Consider the following 16,669-nt stretch of genomic DNA (forward strand, 5'->3'; position numbering starts at 1 on the left):
CCTCACCCACATCGGCCACGCAGCCGAACGCTACCGCGCATCCGGTCGTCGTCGAATCCGCCCCACCCGCGTCTGTGTCCCCGCGCGATGTCGCGTCCGAACACGGTCAACCGGCCGCGCCCGCGTGAGAGCCGACGCCCTTGCCCGCCGCCGCATGCTCTACTGCCGTGCCCCGATTCGATCGCGCCGACCGACGCACGGCGGACGTCCGTAGAGGTCACGTCCGGAAATAGTCAGCCGACGGCACCCGCCGCCAGGGCCGCCGCCCAGCCGCCGTACTCGCTGATGTCCTTGCCCGACGCGGCGGCCGCTCCGTCGCAGCCGAATGCGGTGTGCCAGGAGCCGTCCTCGAGCTCGACCGCGCCCAGTTGCATCGGATGCGGAAGCTGCGCGAGGAAGCGACCGAGGGCTGCCGGCGACAGCAGCCAGCGCTCCCCCGCCACCGCGATGCCCGTCTCGCCGGCGGGGCGGCGGGTGACCGCGGGTTTGGGTGGGGTGGTGTCCAGGGCGGCCAGGCGGTAGTGGGGCGCGGTGCGCACTGGGCCCATCCAGCGGGCGCCCAAGTCTGTGAGCTGATGCTCGAGCGGCTGGCCGCGCAGGTGGGCGCCGAAGACGATCAGTTCGTGTGCGGGCGCGGCGCGCAGCGGCCAGACTGTCTCCGGCGGTGCCGCGGATTCGTTGTCGCCGTTCGGGATTCGGGAGGCGATATCCAGGGCCACCGCGTCCTCGAACGCCCGGGCGAGCACGGTGACGCCGAATTGCCCCGGGCCCGCGGTTCCGGCCGGGACCGCGACCGCGCACAGATCGAACAGATTGCAGAAATTCGTGTAGGTACCGAGCCGGGAGTTCGCGCCGATCGGATCGGCGGCCACCTCGCCGAGCGTCGGCTGCCCCGGCGCGGTCGGGGTCAGCAGTGCGTCGGCCCCGTCGAGACTCGCCAGCGCCCGCGCCCGCAGCGACTCCAGGGCGGCCAGGTCCGACACCAGTCGGTGGGCCGGAATATCGCGGGCCGCGCGGATGATCGATCCGACCGTCGGGTCGACCGATTCGGGGTGGGCGTCGACGAATGCGCCTACCGCGGCGTATCTTTCGGCGACGAGTCCGCCCTCGTACAGCAGCCGGGCCGCGGCCAGGAACGGCTCCGGATCGACTGTCACGATCCGCACACCCCTCCCGCGCAGCGCCGCGACCGTGCGCCCGAAGGCCGTGCGCCACAGCAAATCCAGCTCGGGCAGCGCATCGAACACCGCCACGACGGGGTCCGGCGGCGCGGCGAACCGGACATCGGCGGGCCAGGCGCGGGCCCCCGCACCCGCCGCCAGCGCACCCATCGCCCGGTCCGCCAGCGGCAGATCTGCGGCGAAGATCGTGACGCAGTCGTAGGAGCGGCAGGCGGGCACGACCCCGTCGGTGGACACCACCCCGACGGTCGGCTTGATCCCGACGATCCCGCCGAACGCCGCGGGCACCCGCCCGGATCCCGCCGTGTCGGTGCCGATGGCGATATCGACCGCACCGCCCGCCACTGCCACGGCCGAGCCGGAACTCGAACCTCCCGAGACGAATTCGGGCCTGCGCACATCGGGCACCGCGCCATACGGGGAACGCGTGCCGACGAGTCCGGTCGCGAACTGATCCAGATTCGTCTTACCGACCACCACTGCCCCGGCCGCCCGCAGCGCCGCAACCGCCGCAGCATCCCGCTCGGGGAGGTACGCGAATGCGGGACACCCCGCGGTGGTGGGAATCCCCGCGACGTCGACGTTGTCCTTGACGGCCAGCCGCAGCCCAGCCAGCGGGCCCTGCGCCGTGGCGATCTCACGGGCGATGTCATCATCGGCCCGCCGGTGAATCCATACGCTCATGGCCGGTACTCCTCACTCGTAGTCATCGCTTCCCCAGATGCATCATGTTTGCTCGGGACACTGCATGTCCCCTTGCGGTGCCGCACGCTCCCGTGTCCTCCCGCGGCTCCAGCGTCGCACCCATCCCCGGCGTCGCCGCCCGTCTCGGCACCGTGCCCGACCTCCGGCATCACCGCCCGGCCCCGGCATCACCGCCCGGCTCCCGCATGACCTCGCGGCCCCGGCATCACCCGGGCGCCCCCGGCGTCGTTTTCACATCGTCACCGCGCCGACCGGGTGACGACGGATTGCGGCGCGTTGGGCACGCACGCGGGGTGGACCAGGGCCCAGTGGCCGTCATCGGCTCTCGGCGAGTTCTCCCGCGGTGCGCCAGGATTCGCGTTCGGCGGCGAAGGCCGCGGCCTGGTGGGTCCGGAATTCGGCGATCGAGGCGGCGTTGTCGTGGACGAAGCGACGGTGGTCGGCGAGGCGGAACTCGCCGTCCTCGGTGCGGAGTTCTCCCCGGCCCGAGGCGAATTCGGCCCGCAGGTCCAGTAGTTCGTCCGGTTCGACGGGATACCAGCGGATGCGGTCGAAATATCGCAGCAACCAGGGGGATTCGCCGGATCCGTCGCCGCCGTGCCGCCATACCGGGGTGGTGCGGCCGACGAACTGGTAGCCGCCGGGGCCCTCCATGCCGTAGATGCACAGGTAGGCGCCGCCGATGCCGACCGCGTTCTCGGGGGTCCAGGTGCGCGCCGGATTGTATTTGGTGGTCACCAGGCGGTGCCGGGGATCCACCGGGGTGGCGACCGGTGCGCCCAGATAGACATCGCCGAGGCCGAGCACGAGATATTCCGCGGCGAAGACGGTGTCGAAAACATCTCGCACCGAAGGCAATCCGTTGACGCGGCGAATGAACTCGATATTCCACGGGCACCAGGGCGCATCGGCGCGGACGCCGTGCATATATCGAGTGATCGCCTCCCGCGTCGCCGGATCATCCCACGACAGCGGCAGATTCACGGTCCGGCTCGGCACCACCAGATCCTCTGCGGACGGCAGGTGCGCCTCCGCGGCGGACAGCAGCCCCAGCAGCTTCGCGGACCACAGCCGATCCGGGTCGAAACGCACCTGCAGCGATCGCACGCCGGGCGTCAGCTCGACCACACCCGGCTCGCGATGCTCGAGCAGATGTTCGTGCAGCGCGTGCACCCGCGCCCGCAGACCCAGATCCAATGTCATATCGCCGTATTCGACGAGGATGCCGTCGTCGCCCGCACGCCGATAGGTGATCCGCGTGGTGTCGTCCGCCTCGGCGCGGGCGAGCACGCCGTCGTCGCCGTCCCCGCCGCTCGACAGCACGAACGGCCATCCGGCGCGCCGCGCTGGCCCCAGCGCACGCGGCGACGCCGCCCGTGCCGCCCGCACAGGAACGAAACACACGCTGTCGCCCGGCGTCAGCTGGCCGAGCTTCCAGCGATCCGCGGCCACCACCGTGACCGGGCAGACGAAGCCCCCGAGACTCGGCCCGTCCGGCCCGAGCAGAATCGGGGTGTCCCCCGTGAAGTCCAGCGCGCCGACCGAATACGCGGTGTCGTGGATATTGGACGGGTGCAGCCCCGCCTCGCCCCCGTCCGGGCGCGCGAACCGCGGTTTCGGGCCGACCAGCCGCACGCCGGTCCGATCGGAGTTGAAATGCACCTCGTAGTCGGTGCCGACGATCGTCTCGATATCGGCGCGGGTGAAGAACTCCGGCGCCCCGTGCGGCCCCTCGGTCACCGCGAGCTCCCAGCGCCGCGACAGCACGGGCCGTTCGTCGGCGGGCACTCCCGAGCCGATCCGCCCCGCCCGCCCGAGCGCTAGGCTCTGCCCGGCCCGCAGCGCGGCCCCGGTGCCGCCTCCGAAATGTCCTAGCGTGAAAGTCGCCGCACTGCTGAGATATTCGGGAACATCGATCCCTCCGGCCACCAGGATATAGCAGCGCATGCCGGGCCCGCGCACGGCGCCCACGTCCAGCATCCCGCCCGCAGGTACCTGAATCGCCCGCCACATCGGAACCGATGCGCCATCGATGGTGACCGGCACGGGTGCACCCGTCACGCACACCCAACCCGCCTTCCGGAACCGCAATCCCGGTCCGGTCAGCGTGCATTCGAGCCCGGCCGCCCCCTGCGCATTGCCGAGCGCGCGATTGCCCAACCGGAACGACAGATCGTCCATAGGCCCCGACGGCGGCACCCCCACATGCCAATATCCCACCCGCCCTGGCCAATCCTGCACCGTCGTCAGCATTCCCGGCCGGATCACGTCGATGCCGGGCCGCTCCCCCGGAGCCGATTCTCGTGTGCCCGTGGGACCTTCCAGTGGAGAATGAACCACAGACGCGACTCGTGCGGATACCCGAGTCGGTCCGTGCGCGGCCACAGGACTCTCCGGCGTATGGGCGGTGGGATGCGCGAGGGTCGCGCCCGTCACTTCGGCGGCGTTCATAACCGAACCTCCTGAACGAATGGGTTGCAGTGCAATGGCATTCGGGGTGCGGACGTCAGCGCGTGATGACCATGCGCACCGGGGTGGGGTCGAATCCGTTGCAGGGGTTGTTGATCTGCGGGCAGTTCGAGACCAGGACCAGGGTGTCGATCTCCGCGCGCAGGGTCAGCTTCTTGCCGGGGGCCGAGAGGCCGTCGACGATGCCGAGGGTGCCGTCCGCCTCCACGGGGACGTTCATGAACCAATTGATGTTCGAGACCAGATCCCGTTTGCCCAGGCCCCATTTCATGCCCTCGGCGAGGAAGTTCTCCACGCAGGCGTGCTGGTGGCGGGTGTGGTGCCCGTAGCGCAGGGTGTTCGACTCCTGGGAGCATGCGCCGGCGACGGTGTCGTGATTGCCGACCTCGTCGGCGACAACCGTCATCAGCGCGGCGCCCGCGTCGGTGCGCAGCACGCTGCCGGCGGTGAGGAAGATGTTGCGCTGCGCGGTGATCGTGGCCTGGGCGCTGTAGCGTTCGGCGTGGTCGGCGGCCGAATACAGCAGGCAGTCCACGGCCTGGTTGCCGTGCAGATCGACGATGTCCAGATGCGCCCCGGCGGGCACGATCGCCGACCACGGCGCCCGGGCGGGCACGGTCTGATCCAGCAGTACGGTATGTGCGAGGGTGTTCATACGATTCTCCTTTGCGTCCGGGCTGGTGCGAGACGTCCTGACCCGCTCGAGGTGTGGTTACGCCCCGCCGCCACCTCCGGCCCGCTCGGCTCTGGCATGCCGTGGGGCCCGGGCGCGCCTACTTCGCTTACTCACGCCGCGTTCTCCCGCCGAGCGCGGCATTCCAGGCCGACTCGGTGTTCTCGACCGCCCGTTGATATTCCGGGTCGTCGTTGTGCGAGACGGCCAGATCACCGGAGGCTTGCCACGCGACGACATCCAGGTCGGTGGCCGGCGCATCGTCCAGCGGATGCGGGGCATTGGCGATCAGCAGCGTGACCGGCAGATGCGTCAGCAGCTCCACCGCGGCGCCCTCCCCGCCTCCGCCGGTCGGAGTCAGTGCGCCGTCCGGCTCCACGCGCACGCCGCGGAACAGCGAGACGGTCGGGCCGATATCCCGCGGCGCCAGACCGTGTTTCGCACCGGCCAGCCGCAACGCCCGGCGAGCATCCGGCCCCGGACCACAGAGCGCGTCGTGGTGCCCCGAGGAATCGGCGACGAGCGTGGCCAGGATCCGCCCCTGATCGGACAGCAGGGGATGTCCGATCTGTAGGTACGCCTGCCAGGGCACCTTGACGGTATCCGCGACATTCAGCCGCTCCCAGGGCGATTCGGCGCGCAGCAGCAGTATGTGCGCACACGCCGCGCCTCGCGGATCGGACAGCCGGATCCGGGTTCCTCTGGCAAGCACCACATTGGCGTAGCCGCCGTCCGGAATACGTTGCGCGAAGCGTACGTCCGTGGCCTCGATTCCCGCGGGCAGGTCGGGGCCCATGATCTGCGCGGCTGCCGCCTGGGAGCGGGCATGTACCCGCGCCCCGGTCGTGGATGCGGTGCCGGTCATACCAAGTCCTTTCTGCGTCGAAGTGATGCGATGTCCCCCGCGGCGATTCGCCGGATCAGGTCGATGAGCAGCAGCGCGAGGGCCGGCCGACCCAGGGGAACGCCGTCGCGTCCGGTCATGCGGGCTGCATCGCGGGCGCGGAGTTCCCGGCGGGGCGGTCGGCGACGAACTGGTGCGCCACCGCGCCGACCGCGATGCTCGCCAGCACGAAAAGCGGTGCGGCCCAGAGCATCCACCACCCACCGCCGGTCGGCGTATACACCGCGGCGCGGGGCCAGGCCAGATTCACCGCCATCCCGAGACCCCACAGCACCGCCAGCGCATTCACCGGAATTCCGAAGCGGCCCAGCGAGAACAGTCCGGAATCGTCCGCGATCGCGCGGTTCCGGATGCGATGGACGAGCAGCGGCACGGTGACCAGCAGATAGGCCAGATACAGCATAACGATGCAGACACTGGCCAGCGTGGCGAAGATCGCGGCATTGCCGAGGTTCAACACCAGCAGCGCGATGGCGAGCGCGCCGATTACCACGGCCGGGAGCACCGGGGTGCCGAAGCGCGGATGCACCGCCGCCAGGCGCCGGGCGAACGGCAGCCGCCCGTCCCGGGCCATCGAGAATATCAGCCGCGACCCGGCTGTCTGAATCGCCAAGGTGCACACCGTGATCGCGACGGCCACGCAGCACAGCAGCACCCGCCCCGCCGGGCTGTCCAGCTTCGCGGATATCACATAGGCCAGGCCGTCCGTGGCGAGTTTGCCGTCGCTCAGGCTCGGAGCCGCGATCAGCGCGCCGAGCAGCATGAGCCCGCCGCCCAGCGCCGAGACCGCGAGCGCGGTCAGGATCGTGCGCGGCGCGACCTGGCGCGGATTCCTCGTCTCCTCGGAAAGCTCGCCGGCGGAATCGAATCCGACCATCACATAGGCCGCCATCAGTCCGGAGACCAGGAAGGCCGCCCAGTATCCGCCCGGCGCGGCGGTACTGTGATCGAAGACGACGCCCGGGCCGCGTTCGGTGTGGGTCAGGAACAGCGCGACGGTCGCGATCACGCCGACGATCTCGACGGTGACGCCGATGGTGTTGATCCGCGACATCACCTCGATGCCGACCACATTGACCACCGTCGTCAGCACCAGCAGCACGCTGCCGAGCAGAACCGCGTTCGCCGCACCGGATTTCGAGGTCAGCGCGGTGTCATGGCCGATGACTTGGAAGCCGCTCCAGACCGAGGGCAGCACCACCTGCAGGGCGATGGCGGCGGCCGCGGCCGTGACGACCTGGGCGATGATCATCATCCACCCGGCGAACCAGCCGACGACCTCACCGGCCAGGCGCCGCGACCACTGGTAGATGCAGCCCGAGATCGGGTATCGGGCGGCGAGTTCGGCGAAATTCAGCGCCACCAGGAACTGCCCGGCGAAGACGATCGGCCACGTCCAGAAGAAGGCCCCGCCGCCGAATCCGTAACCGAATCCGAAGAATTGGAAGATCGTGGTGAGGATGGAGACGAAGGAGAATCCGGCCGCGAACGAGGCGTAGCGGCCGAGTTTTCGGTGCAGGACGGGCCGATAGCCGAACGCTTCGAGGTCGGCGCTATCGGACGATGTTGGAGCGGTGACGGTGGTGGACATGGGTGCGTGTCCTTCGGCGTCGGGGTCAATATCTATCGACTGATAGTTTTGCGATCCGGATCGCGTTCCCGGTGACGTCGATGTATCCGATCCGTGACGTGCGGTAACTTTTGGATTGCGGCTATTTCTGTCAGATGACAGAAATCTCCCCGCGCAGGTCGCGGGCATCGACCACCACCGATGAGCCAGAATGGGAGCCGTGACGCAACTCGGACCCGGCCGCCCCCGCCTCGAGCCCCGGCGCCGCCGCGGGCCGACCCCGCGCGCGGAGATCCTCGACGCCGCCGCCGAGCTGTTCACCACGCGCGGCTACGCGAGCACCTCCACGCGGGCCATCGCCGACGCGGTCGGTATCCGGCAGGCCTCGCTCTACCATCATTTCTCCGCCAAGGACGACATCCTCGAGGCGCTACTGGACCAAACCGTCTCCGCCCCACTGGAACTCCTCGGACGGATGAGCGACGAACCGGAGCCGACGGAGGTCCGCCTCTACGCCCTGGCCTGGTTCGACGTGCACCAACTATCCTCGGCGCGTTGGAATCTCGGCGCGCTGTACCTACTACCGGAGTTGCGGTCGGAGCGCTTCGCGGACTTCCGGCTGCGCCGCAAAGAATTACGCGAACACTATGAGCGCCTGGCCGCCGCCGTAACCGGCGATGCCGCGGCAGACGCGTGGGCGCTGCCGTTCCGCCTGGTCGAGAGCGTGATCAATATCCGCTCCGACGAGACCGCCACGCCCGGCGATGTTGACCGCCTGATCCCGGACGCGGTCCTGCGCATGCTCGGCCACGACGATACGGCTGCAATCCGCACCGCCGCCGCCGACCTCCTGGACCGCCTCGCCGCCCAATAGCGCGAGCTGCCTGCGCCCGCAGGCGCCTGGGGCTGCGGGCAGCCCGAGTCGTCTCGACCATTCGTGACAGCTCGAGGACCCTGCCGAGTTCGCGTATCGCGGCGGCCACGTCCGGCAGCTGCGCGGCCGAGTCATCACTCGGCCGTTCGCGACCGATCCAGAGGCCGAGCCAGCAGCGCGGTAGCGGCCGTAATCACCAGCAGCAGGGCGATATACAGCGAGAACAGCCGCGGATGCGGGGCGGAAAGCTCCTTGAGCGCCGGGGTGGTGCCGCCGAAGATCGCGCCGGCGACGGCGTAGGGCAGCGCCATCACCGTGACACGATGCCGGGCCGGGGCGATCGCGGCCGAGGCGCCGGTCAGCGTCGCGGACAGGGTCGCCACGCATACCGCCGCCCCGATCATGAGCACCCAGTAGGTGGTCACCGTCGCGGAATTCATCAGCAGCTGCATCGGCAGCGTCGCCACCGCCAGGATCAGGGATGCCCCTGCCATCCAGCGCAGCACGCCGATCCGGTCGGCCAGCCAGCCCCAGGCCGGGGCGATCACCATGAACGCCAGCTGCGACACCACCCCCGCCCACAGCACCTGGGTGTCGGGCATCTTCAGCACGCTGATGGCGTAGCTGGTCGGCGCGCTGATCCACAGGTAGTACGACGACAGCGAGCCCGCGGTCAGACCCGCCACGGCCAGCACCGGCCAGATCAACGTACGCCACTCCCGCAGCACGGCAACGGTTTCCGAGGCGGCGACGCGATCCAAGGTCTCGGGCAGGGTGCGCCGGGCGAGCAGGAATACGAACGACAGCACCGCCGCAACCGCAAACGGCACGCGCCAGTACCCGGCCGTCATCGCCGCCGATCCGACGGCGGCCAGCAGCGCCGCGGCGATCAGATTCGCGCAGACCGTGCCCAATCCGTAGAAGATCGAATACACGCTGGTGCCCAGGATCCGCCGACCCTCCGGCGCGGATTCGTACATGTACGCCTGCGCGATGGCCTGCTCGCCGCCGAAGGAGAACCCCAGCACCAGCCGCCACACCAGTAGCAGCGCCGGGGCGGCCGCCCCGATACTCTCCCGGCCCGGGGTCAGCGCCATCGCCAGGGTTGCCACGCCCGCGAGCGAGATCGATACCATCAGTGCCGGCCGCCGCCCACGCTGATCGGCCAGGCGCCCCAGCACCAACGCGCCGACCGGCCGGATCACGAACCCGAGCGCGAAAACGCCCAGGCCGTACAGCACCGAATGCTGCAGCGAGCCACCGAAGAAGTGGGGCGAGAAATAGGTCACCAGCAGCGCGTACAGCGACCATTCGTAGGCTTCCAGCGCGGCACCGGCACCCGAGGCGGTCAGCCGATGGGCCAGGCGGGTGCGCGCAATCACAAGAGTATTCATGAGCGCGCCAACTTTAACACCGTTCAAGTGTTGGTGCGACGTGCGGGTTCGATGCCAACCCGGACACCACACGGCCGATGCGCGTCAGCGCGACCGACGCCCTGGTTCGGCTTGCCAGATCGCCGCGACGGGACGGCGAGCGGGACCGGTTCGGCGCGAACCGGCAGGCAGCTCCCGTCGCACCGGCCATGTGGGAGTCAGGGCTGCCCACACGGCTTCACGGTTGGACGACGACCGGAATCACCACCCCCACAACGTCTTCCGCCACCTCCCCGTCCGGCGACTCCGCACCGCGTCGCGAGGTCAGCTGCAGCGTCGCGAACGTGATGAGCAGCAGCAGCGCCACATAGCTGCCGATCAGCGCGGTGTGGTCGGCGGTGAGCTGCTTGAGCATCGGCACCGTCCCACCGAACAGCATCGTGGTGAGCGTGTACGGCAGCGCCTCGGCGGCGACGCGGTAGCGGCCCGGCACCAGGCCTGCGAGCACGGTCGGCATCATCGCCAGTATCGGCGCGTTCAGCAGGTGCGCGGCGACGATCACCAGCCAGAAGCCCAGTACCCCACCGTTTTCGAGCCCGTACTGCAGCGGGACGACGGCGATGGCCGCCGCGAGCGCGCCCGCCGCCATCAGGAACCGGCACCCCACCCGGTCGCCCAGGCGCCCGAGCAACGGCACGGCGATGGTGGTCGCCAGCGTCGCGGACATCGCCGCCAGCAGCACCTGCTGATCGTCGAGCTGCAGCACGCTGATGGCGTAGGTCGTGGACACTCCGCCCCACAGGTAGAACGATGCCGACGCGCCGATCGTCACGCCCGCGACGACCAGCATCGGCAGCGCGAGCCGCCGCCGCGCCGACCACCAGGAGTAGTCGTCGTGGCGGTAAGCCTGGAACTGCCCGGATTCGACCAGGCCGCCACGCAGCGCGGCGAATACGAAGGACGCCACGGCGCCGACCAGGAACGGAACGCGCCAGTATCCGGCGGTCATCCCGTCCGATCCCACGGCCGAGACCAGGCCCAGCACAAGCAGATTCGCGAGGATTCCGCCGACCCCCGCGGCCGCGGGCAGCCAGCTCCCGCCCGTGCCGCGGCGGCCGGGCGTGGTCATCTCGTAGACGTAGCCGTGCCCGAGCGGGGCCTCACCGCCGAAGAAGAATCCCAGCAGCGCCCGCCAGCCCAGTACCAGCACCGGCGCCCCGGCGAACGCCGCCGCGCTCGGGGTCACCCCCATGCCCAGCGCCGCCACCCCGGCCCCGGTCATGCAGACCAGCATCGCGGGCTTGCGGCCGCGCACATCGGCGAAGCGGCCCAGAATCACCCCACCGAACGGGCGCGTGACGAATCCGACCGCGAAGACCGCGAAGCCGGACACCAGCGAACGCTGCACATCCGCACCGAAGAAGTTCGGCCCGAAATAGCTCAGCAGCAGCGGATACATTCCCCAGTCGTAAGCCTCCAACCCGAACCCGGCACACACCGCGACAACCCGGATCTTCGACATCGGCCACCTCTCTGGCGTCGGCACGCACCCATCCACGCGGCGCGGAGCCGGTCTGGACGAAAGGAAATGCACCACCGGCAACGGCCGGAGGGGGGCGGCGATTCGGTAGTCCGAGCTGCTGTGTGAAGCGACGGCGAAGTTCACTGGATATTCGCTGCGGATTTCACGCTAGCGAAATCCCTTGCGACAACACGCCATAACTCGCGAAAGTGATCGGCGCGTCATCAGAAATCGGGATAATTCGTATCAAAACCGACTGGTCGGTGTGATTATTACATCAGTAGACCAGGTCGGCCGGAGTCGCCGTCGCGGGCTCGGTGCAAATACAGAACGGATGCCCCTCGGGGTCCAGGAGCACGCGGAAGCGTTCCCCGCCGGGCTGGTACGACGCGAGGGTGGCACCCACCTCGAGCAGCTGCCTTTCCGCCTCTCCGAGGTCCTCAACGCTGAAGTCCAGGTGGACCCGGCCGGGCGCTGCGGGGTCGGGCCACGGCGCCGGTTGACGGTTGGCAACACGCTGGAAGTCGAGGCGAACACCGTGGTCGCTGGTGAGCACGACGAAATCCGGGCTCCCGGAACGCAGCTGCCCGCCGAGAAGGGTCCGGTAGAACCGTGCCAGGCCGACGGGGTCCGGGCAGTCGATGGTGGCGGCGAACAGGCGCGCACGGAGGGTCATGTGGAACACCTATCAGCCGCGCGGTCCCCTGTCAGGCGTTCGGGTGACCGGTGCGGCTACAACGACGGGCCGTAGTAGCCCGCGTGCGGCGGCTGTGTCGGCCCGGACTACCATCGTTTTGTGCTGTCACGCGCCTTCATGCGACTCGTCGACCTGCTGCCGCTGCCCTCCCTGCGAGTGCAGCGGATCATTGCGTTCCTCGTGGTGTTGTCCCAGGCCGGGATCTCGGTCACCGGTGCGGTGGTGCGCGTCACGTCCTCGGGCCTGGGCTGCCCGACGTGGCCGACCTGCTTCCCCGGCAGCTTCACCCCGGTTCCGCACGCGGCGGTGCCGTTCTGGCATCAGGCCGTCGAATTCTCCAACCGCATGGCGGCCTTCGTCGTCACGTTCTTCGCGGCGCTGGTGGTGCTCGCGGTGCTGCGGGCGCGGCGGCGGGGCGAGGTCGTCGCCTACGCGTGGCTGATGCCCGGCGGCACCGTGCTGCAGGCCGTCCTCGGCGGCATCACCGTGCGCGCCGGGCTGCTGTGGTGGACGGTGTCGATCCACCTGCTGGCCTCGATGCTGATGGTGTGGCTCTCGGTCCTGCTGTTCGCGAAGATCGGCGAGCCCGACGACGGCATCGCCGCGCCACGGGTGCCCGCGCCGCTGCGCTGGCTGACCGTCCTGAGCGCGGTGGCGCTGACGGCCACCCTCGTCGCGGGAACCTTCGTCACCGGCGCCGGGCCGCATGCGGGCGATGAGAGCGTCACCAAACCCGTTGCGCGCCTGAAGATCGAGATCGTGACCCTGGTGCACGCGCATGCGGAGATGGTCGTGGCATACCTCGCGCTGATCATCGGCCTCGGCTTCGGCCTGGCGGCCGTCGGCATGACGCGCGCCCTGCGCAACCGCCTCGCCGTGGTGATCGCGCTGGTGTGCGCGCAGGGCCTGGTGGGCATCGTGCAGTACTTCACCCACGTTCCCGCCGCACTGGTCGCCGCGCACGTGGGCGGCGCGGCCGCCTGCACCGCCGCCACCGCCGCCCTCTGGGCCGCCATGCGCACCCGCGAATCAATCACGGCGCAGACGGAGAGCCAGGTCGCGCACGCGTCCTGATCGTCACCGTCGTCCCAGCTCACGGGAGCGATGCACGGCCCCCGCCCGGTATCGGCGATAATTCCGAAACTTACGCGTACCGCTGCCGCGAATGCACCGAGACCTTCGAGCTTACGGTCAAACTCCTCACCACCATCGCCCTCACCGGCTCCGCGGGCGGGTCCGCCGGCCCGACCCCGCACCCGCGGCCGGAGGTTGCTGCGGCGGCGGGTGCTGCGGATAGGCGGATCTCCGCAAAGAGCCGCAGCGGATCCGGGACCCGGTCAGGGCGCTGAAGATGCGCAGCGGAGCTGTGGTCGGGAAGTCGGCTCAGGAATAATCGCCGAGACGCGAAACCGGAAAACTGATCGGAAACGGCACGTCGACGTCGAGTGTCGCGGTTTCATCCAGAACTATCGGATCGGTGTAACGATCGCTCGTGAGGTAGCGGATCTGGATACGCGGACGCGGATCGAAGTCGACGATCCAGTACTGACCGATACCGGTACGCGCGTACTCGGTGACCTTCCGGCCGCGGTCTTCGCGCTCACTACCCGATCCGCGCGAGACGATCTCGATGGCGAGCTGGACCTCGCTGCCGGGATACAACGACAAGCCGAGATCGCGAGCATTGCGGGCTGCCGCGGCATCCATTACCGCAACGTCCGGCTTTCGGGCACCCGCCGGTGTCGAGATATCCATCGGAGCCTGGACGTATGCAGACACACCGGCATCCTCGGCGCAGCGCTCCAGAATGCGCTCGATAACCCGGCCGAGATAGTCGTGACGCGTGCTAGGCGACAACTCGATCAGCCAGCCATCCACAAGCTCGAACGACTTGCCCTCGTCCGGTAGGGCGTGCAGGTCCTCGACCGTGTAGGGGCCGTAACCATATCCGTAGTCGAATGCGACACTCACCGCTCCTGTCCTCTCGTGCGGGAGGAGGGACGGCACCCAGTGCTGGGTGAATCCCGGTTTCGGCGCTAAGTCTAGCGGTCAAGGCGCCAGATCAAGCCGCCGACGTCGCGGCCGCCCGGCGACCATGCCTCTGCTCGGACGGATCCGGACTATCGATGCGGAAACCTCAGGGGCCAGCCCTCTCTCAGGCGGTCGCGTTGGGCCCGATCCACTGGTCGAACAGCCGGTTCATGCCGTCGGTGACGAGCTGGGACTCGAGCCAGCCGTTGACCTCCGCGGCCAGCAGCGGATCGTTCTTGCGGAGCAGGAAGATTTTGCCCGAGGAGTCGAATGTCTTGTCCGGGTGCAACACTCGCAGGTCCGGATGCTGGCGCACCCGATAGCGGCCCTCCACCGAATCGGTCACGAATACGTCGGCGCGACCGTTGGCCACCTGGTCCACGATCGTCGTGTTGTCCGGCCACAGGATCAGGTGTGCGGCAGGGAAATGCGCGTGCGCGAACTGCTCGTTGGTGCCGCCGGGATTCACGACGACCCGCACGCCGGGCCGGTTGATCTGATCGATCGTGGCGTACCTGCCCGCGTCGGCAGCACGAACGATCGGCGTCTTGCCGTCGGTTCCGTAGTTGATCGAGAAGTCCGAGAACGCCCGCCGCGACGCCGATTCCGAGACGCCGCCGACCGCGATATCGCAGTTCTTCGCGCCGAAGTCCGCCGCCAGAGTCGGCCAGGTCGTGTGCACGAATTCCACCGGTTGATGCAGCAGCCCGCCCAGGCCGTTCGCCAGATCGATGTCGATGCCGCGATATCCGCCGTGGCCATCGGCGATCGAATAGGGCGCGTAATCGCCGGTCGTGCACACCCGCAGCGCCTCGCCGGGCTGTTGCGCCCCGGCCGGAACCGTCACGGGCACAAGGGATACAACACCGGCCGCGGCGGCGGCAAGAACATATCGGACTCGCATAGAACTTCCCAATGCCTCACGTCATTTGCGCACGTATCGTGCAGGTGCGCTCCCGGCATTCACCGGGCTTGACGGAGACAATACGTCACCTGGACGCGGACGGCTCCGGCGCTGCGAATCGCAGTGGCAGCCGCACAGCGCGTCTGCTCCGGGATCCACGTGGCCGGGCGGAGACGTCGACGTCACCGGGGACCGGTCCGGACACCTCGCTCACGATGCCGATCCGATCGCGGGCCGGTACGACCAGGGGAGCCGCTCGAGATACCAATCCGAGCGCGACCGGTTCGGCGGTGCGAGGAATCTCGTACGGCGAGAACCCTTCAACGCCGACTACTCGGCGCGGCGGGATCAACGCTCGTTGCGCGCCTTGGGGAATCGAGTCTGGCGGGCGACCCAGCCGGCCATCTTGGCCCAGTGGCCAGGGGCCGGGGTGACGATGGAGGTCAGCTCGCGGTCCCAGTGCTCGGTCTCGGTGAGGCCGTCCACGAGGCCGAACAGCGCCTTCGCCGTGGCCATATCGCCGACGACGCGGTCGCCCAGGATGCCGTCCTTGCCGACCAGGGTGATCCGCACCCCGGCGCGGCCGATCGGCTGCAGCACCGCGGTGGCGGAACCACCGTGGTCGGCGACGAATTCCTTGACCGAATCGATCACGGCGGGCGACGGCTTCGCGGGGGCCGCAGTAGCACTCATGACGGCGAGTTTACCGCCCGGTAGGTCCGTTCCCGCGCGCCACCGGGAATGAACCGCGCCACTGCGGTGTAGAACGAACCCATGCATGCGATTCAGGTTTCCGAAAACGGCGGTCCCGAGGTCCTGCACTACACCGAGCTGCCGGATCCGGAGGCCGGCCCGGGTCAGCTGCTGGTCGACACCGACGCCATCGGGGTGAATTTCATCGATACGTACATCCGCGCGGGCGTCTACCCGCAGGAGTTGCCGTACGTCCCCGGCGCCGAGGGCACCGGCGTGGTGGCCGCGATCGGCGACGGGGTCACCGAATTCCGCGTCGGCGACCGGGTGGCCTGGGCGGGCGGTGCGCGGAGCTACGCGCAGAAGGTCACCGTCGATGCGGCGGCCGCGATTCCGGTACCCGCGGGAGTCGATCCGGCCGTGGCCGCCTCGGCGCTGCTGCAGGGCATGACGGCCCATTACCTGATCGAATCGGTCTACCGGCCCGAACCCGGCGAATCCGTGCTGGTGCACGCCGGCGCGGGCGGCGTGGGCATGATCCTGACCCAGCTCGCGGCCGCCCGCGGGGTACGGGTGATCACCACGGTCTCGACCGACGAGAAGGAGGCCCTCTCGCGCGAGGCCGGCGCGGCCGAGGTGCTGCGCTACGACCCCGAGCTGGCCCTGCAGGTGCGCAAGCTGACCGACGGCGCCGGCGTGGCCGCGGTCTACGACGGCGTCGGCAAGGACACCTTCGACGCCAGCCTCGACTCCCTGCGCGTGCGCGGCATGCTCGCCCTGTTCGGCGGCGCCAGCGGCCAGGTGCCCCCCTTCGACCTGCAGCGCCTCAACCGCGGCGGCGGCCTGTTCGTCACCCGCCCCTCGTTGGCCCACTACACCCGCGACCGCGCCGAATTGCTCTGGCGCGCCGGCGATATCTTCAACGCGATCGCCGCGGGCACGCTGAAAATCCGGATCGGCGCCCGCTACCCGCTCGCCGAGGCGCAGCAGGCCCACCGCGACCTCGAGGGCCGCAGGACCACCGGGTCCATCGTCCTGATCCCCTGAGTCCGTAAATCTCTGCCACAGAACGG

The 16,669-nt window shown here is 69.3% G+C and carries 14 protein-coding genes; 3 read left to right on the forward strand and 11 right to left on the reverse strand.

The genetic code is table 11. The features are described from left to right. Nucleotides 1-233: 233 nt before the first annotated feature. The 5 genes from atzF to ABH933_RS09345 all read right to left on the reverse strand — a co-directional run bounded on the left by atzF (nt 234) and on the right by ABH933_RS09345 (nt 7,523). A complete protein-coding gene (gene atzF, locus ABH933_RS09325; protein WP_429415902.1) occupies nt 234-1,865 on the reverse strand; it encodes an allophanate hydrolase in 1,632 nt (543 codons plus the stop codon). A 336-nt stretch (nt 1,866-2,201) separates the two neighbouring features. Continuing rightward, nucleotides 2,202-4,322 (reverse strand): 5-oxoprolinase/urea amidolyase family protein, encoded by a 2,121-nt coding sequence (locus ABH933_RS09330; RefSeq protein WP_429417749.1) that lies wholly within the window; start codon nt 4,320-4,322, stop codon nt 2,202-2,204. A gap of 70 nt (nt 4,323-4,392) precedes the next feature. Continuing rightward, complete coding sequence (locus ABH933_RS09335) at nt 4,393-5,010, reverse strand: urea amidolyase associated protein UAAP2 (RefSeq protein ID WP_429415905.1); 618 nt, start codon at nt 5,008-5,010, stop codon at nt 4,393-4,395. 127 nt (nt 5,011-5,137) lie between these two features. Next, the gene (locus tag ABH933_RS09340) at nt 5,138-5,893 is read right to left on the reverse strand and encodes a DUF1989 domain-containing protein (RefSeq protein ID WP_429415908.1); all 756 of its coding nucleotides are present in this window, start codon (nt 5,891-5,893) and stop codon (nt 5,138-5,140) included. A gap of 115 nt (nt 5,894-6,008) precedes the next feature. Beyond that, entirely contained in the window at nt 6,009-7,523 is a 1,515-nt protein-coding gene (locus ABH933_RS09345) for an amino acid permease (RefSeq protein WP_429415911.1), read from the reverse strand. A gap of 199 nt (nt 7,524-7,722) precedes the next feature. Between ABH933_RS09345 and ABH933_RS09350 the strand changes: the two genes are divergently transcribed. Then, a complete protein-coding gene (locus ABH933_RS09350) occupies nt 7,723-8,376 on the forward strand; it encodes a helix-turn-helix domain-containing protein (protein ID WP_429415914.1) in 654 nt (217 codons plus the stop codon). 134 nt (nt 8,377-8,510) lie between these two features. Here the strand turns inward: ABH933_RS09350 and ABH933_RS09355 are convergent, their stop codons facing one another. The 3 genes from ABH933_RS09355 to ABH933_RS09365 form a co-directional block, all read right to left on the reverse strand. Next, nucleotides 8,511-9,770: an MFS transporter gene (locus ABH933_RS09355; RefSeq protein ID WP_429455020.1), complete on the reverse strand. Its 1,260-nt coding sequence runs from the start codon at nt 9,768-9,770 to the stop codon at nt 8,511-8,513. A 217-nt stretch (nt 9,771-9,987) separates the two neighbouring features. Continuing rightward, nucleotides 9,988-11,271, reverse strand: a complete 1,284-nt coding sequence (locus ABH933_RS09360) for an MFS transporter (RefSeq protein WP_429415920.1) — start codon at nt 11,269-11,271, stop codon at nt 9,988-9,990. 277 nt (nt 11,272-11,548) lie between these two features. Beyond that, the gene (locus ABH933_RS09365; protein WP_429415923.1) at nt 11,549-11,947 is read right to left on the reverse strand and encodes a VOC family protein; all 399 of its coding nucleotides are present in this window, start codon (nt 11,945-11,947) and stop codon (nt 11,549-11,551) included. 120 nt (nt 11,948-12,067) lie between these two features. Between ABH933_RS09365 and ABH933_RS09370 the strand changes: the two genes are divergently transcribed. Further along, nucleotides 12,068-13,042, forward strand: a complete 975-nt coding sequence (locus tag ABH933_RS09370; RefSeq protein WP_308166981.1) for a COX15/CtaA family protein — start codon at nt 12,068-12,070, stop codon at nt 13,040-13,042. Between the two features lie 309 nt (nt 13,043-13,351). On the opposite strand, the gene ABH933_RS09375 is transcribed toward ABH933_RS09370, so the two are convergent. The 3 genes from ABH933_RS09375 to ABH933_RS09385 form a co-directional block, all read right to left on the reverse strand. Further along, a complete protein-coding gene (locus ABH933_RS09375; protein WP_429415927.1) occupies nt 13,352-13,939 on the reverse strand; it encodes a Uma2 family endonuclease in 588 nt (195 codons plus the stop codon). A gap of 184 nt (nt 13,940-14,123) precedes the next feature. Then, on the reverse strand, nt 14,124-14,903 hold the full coding sequence (locus ABH933_RS09380; RefSeq protein ID WP_429415930.1) for a transporter substrate-binding domain-containing protein: 780 nt from the start codon (nt 14,901-14,903) through the stop codon (nt 14,124-14,126). A 348-nt stretch (nt 14,904-15,251) separates the two neighbouring features. Next, nucleotides 15,252-15,596: a hypothetical protein gene (locus ABH933_RS09385; protein ID WP_215924007.1), complete on the reverse strand. Its 345-nt coding sequence runs from the start codon at nt 15,594-15,596 to the stop codon at nt 15,252-15,254. An 81-nt stretch (nt 15,597-15,677) separates the two neighbouring features. On the opposite strand from ABH933_RS09385, the gene ABH933_RS09390 reads away from it, so the two are divergent. Beyond that, the gene (locus ABH933_RS09390; RefSeq protein WP_429415935.1) at nt 15,678-16,643 is read left to right on the forward strand and encodes a quinone oxidoreductase family protein; all 966 of its coding nucleotides are present in this window, start codon (nt 15,678-15,680) and stop codon (nt 16,641-16,643) included. Nucleotides 16,644-16,669 lie beyond the last annotated feature (26 nt).

Source organism: Nocardia sp. GP40 (genome assembly GCF_050434125.1).
GTDB classification, from domain to species: domain Bacteria; phylum Actinomycetota; class Actinomycetes; order Mycobacteriales; family Mycobacteriaceae; genus Nocardia; species Nocardia albiluteola.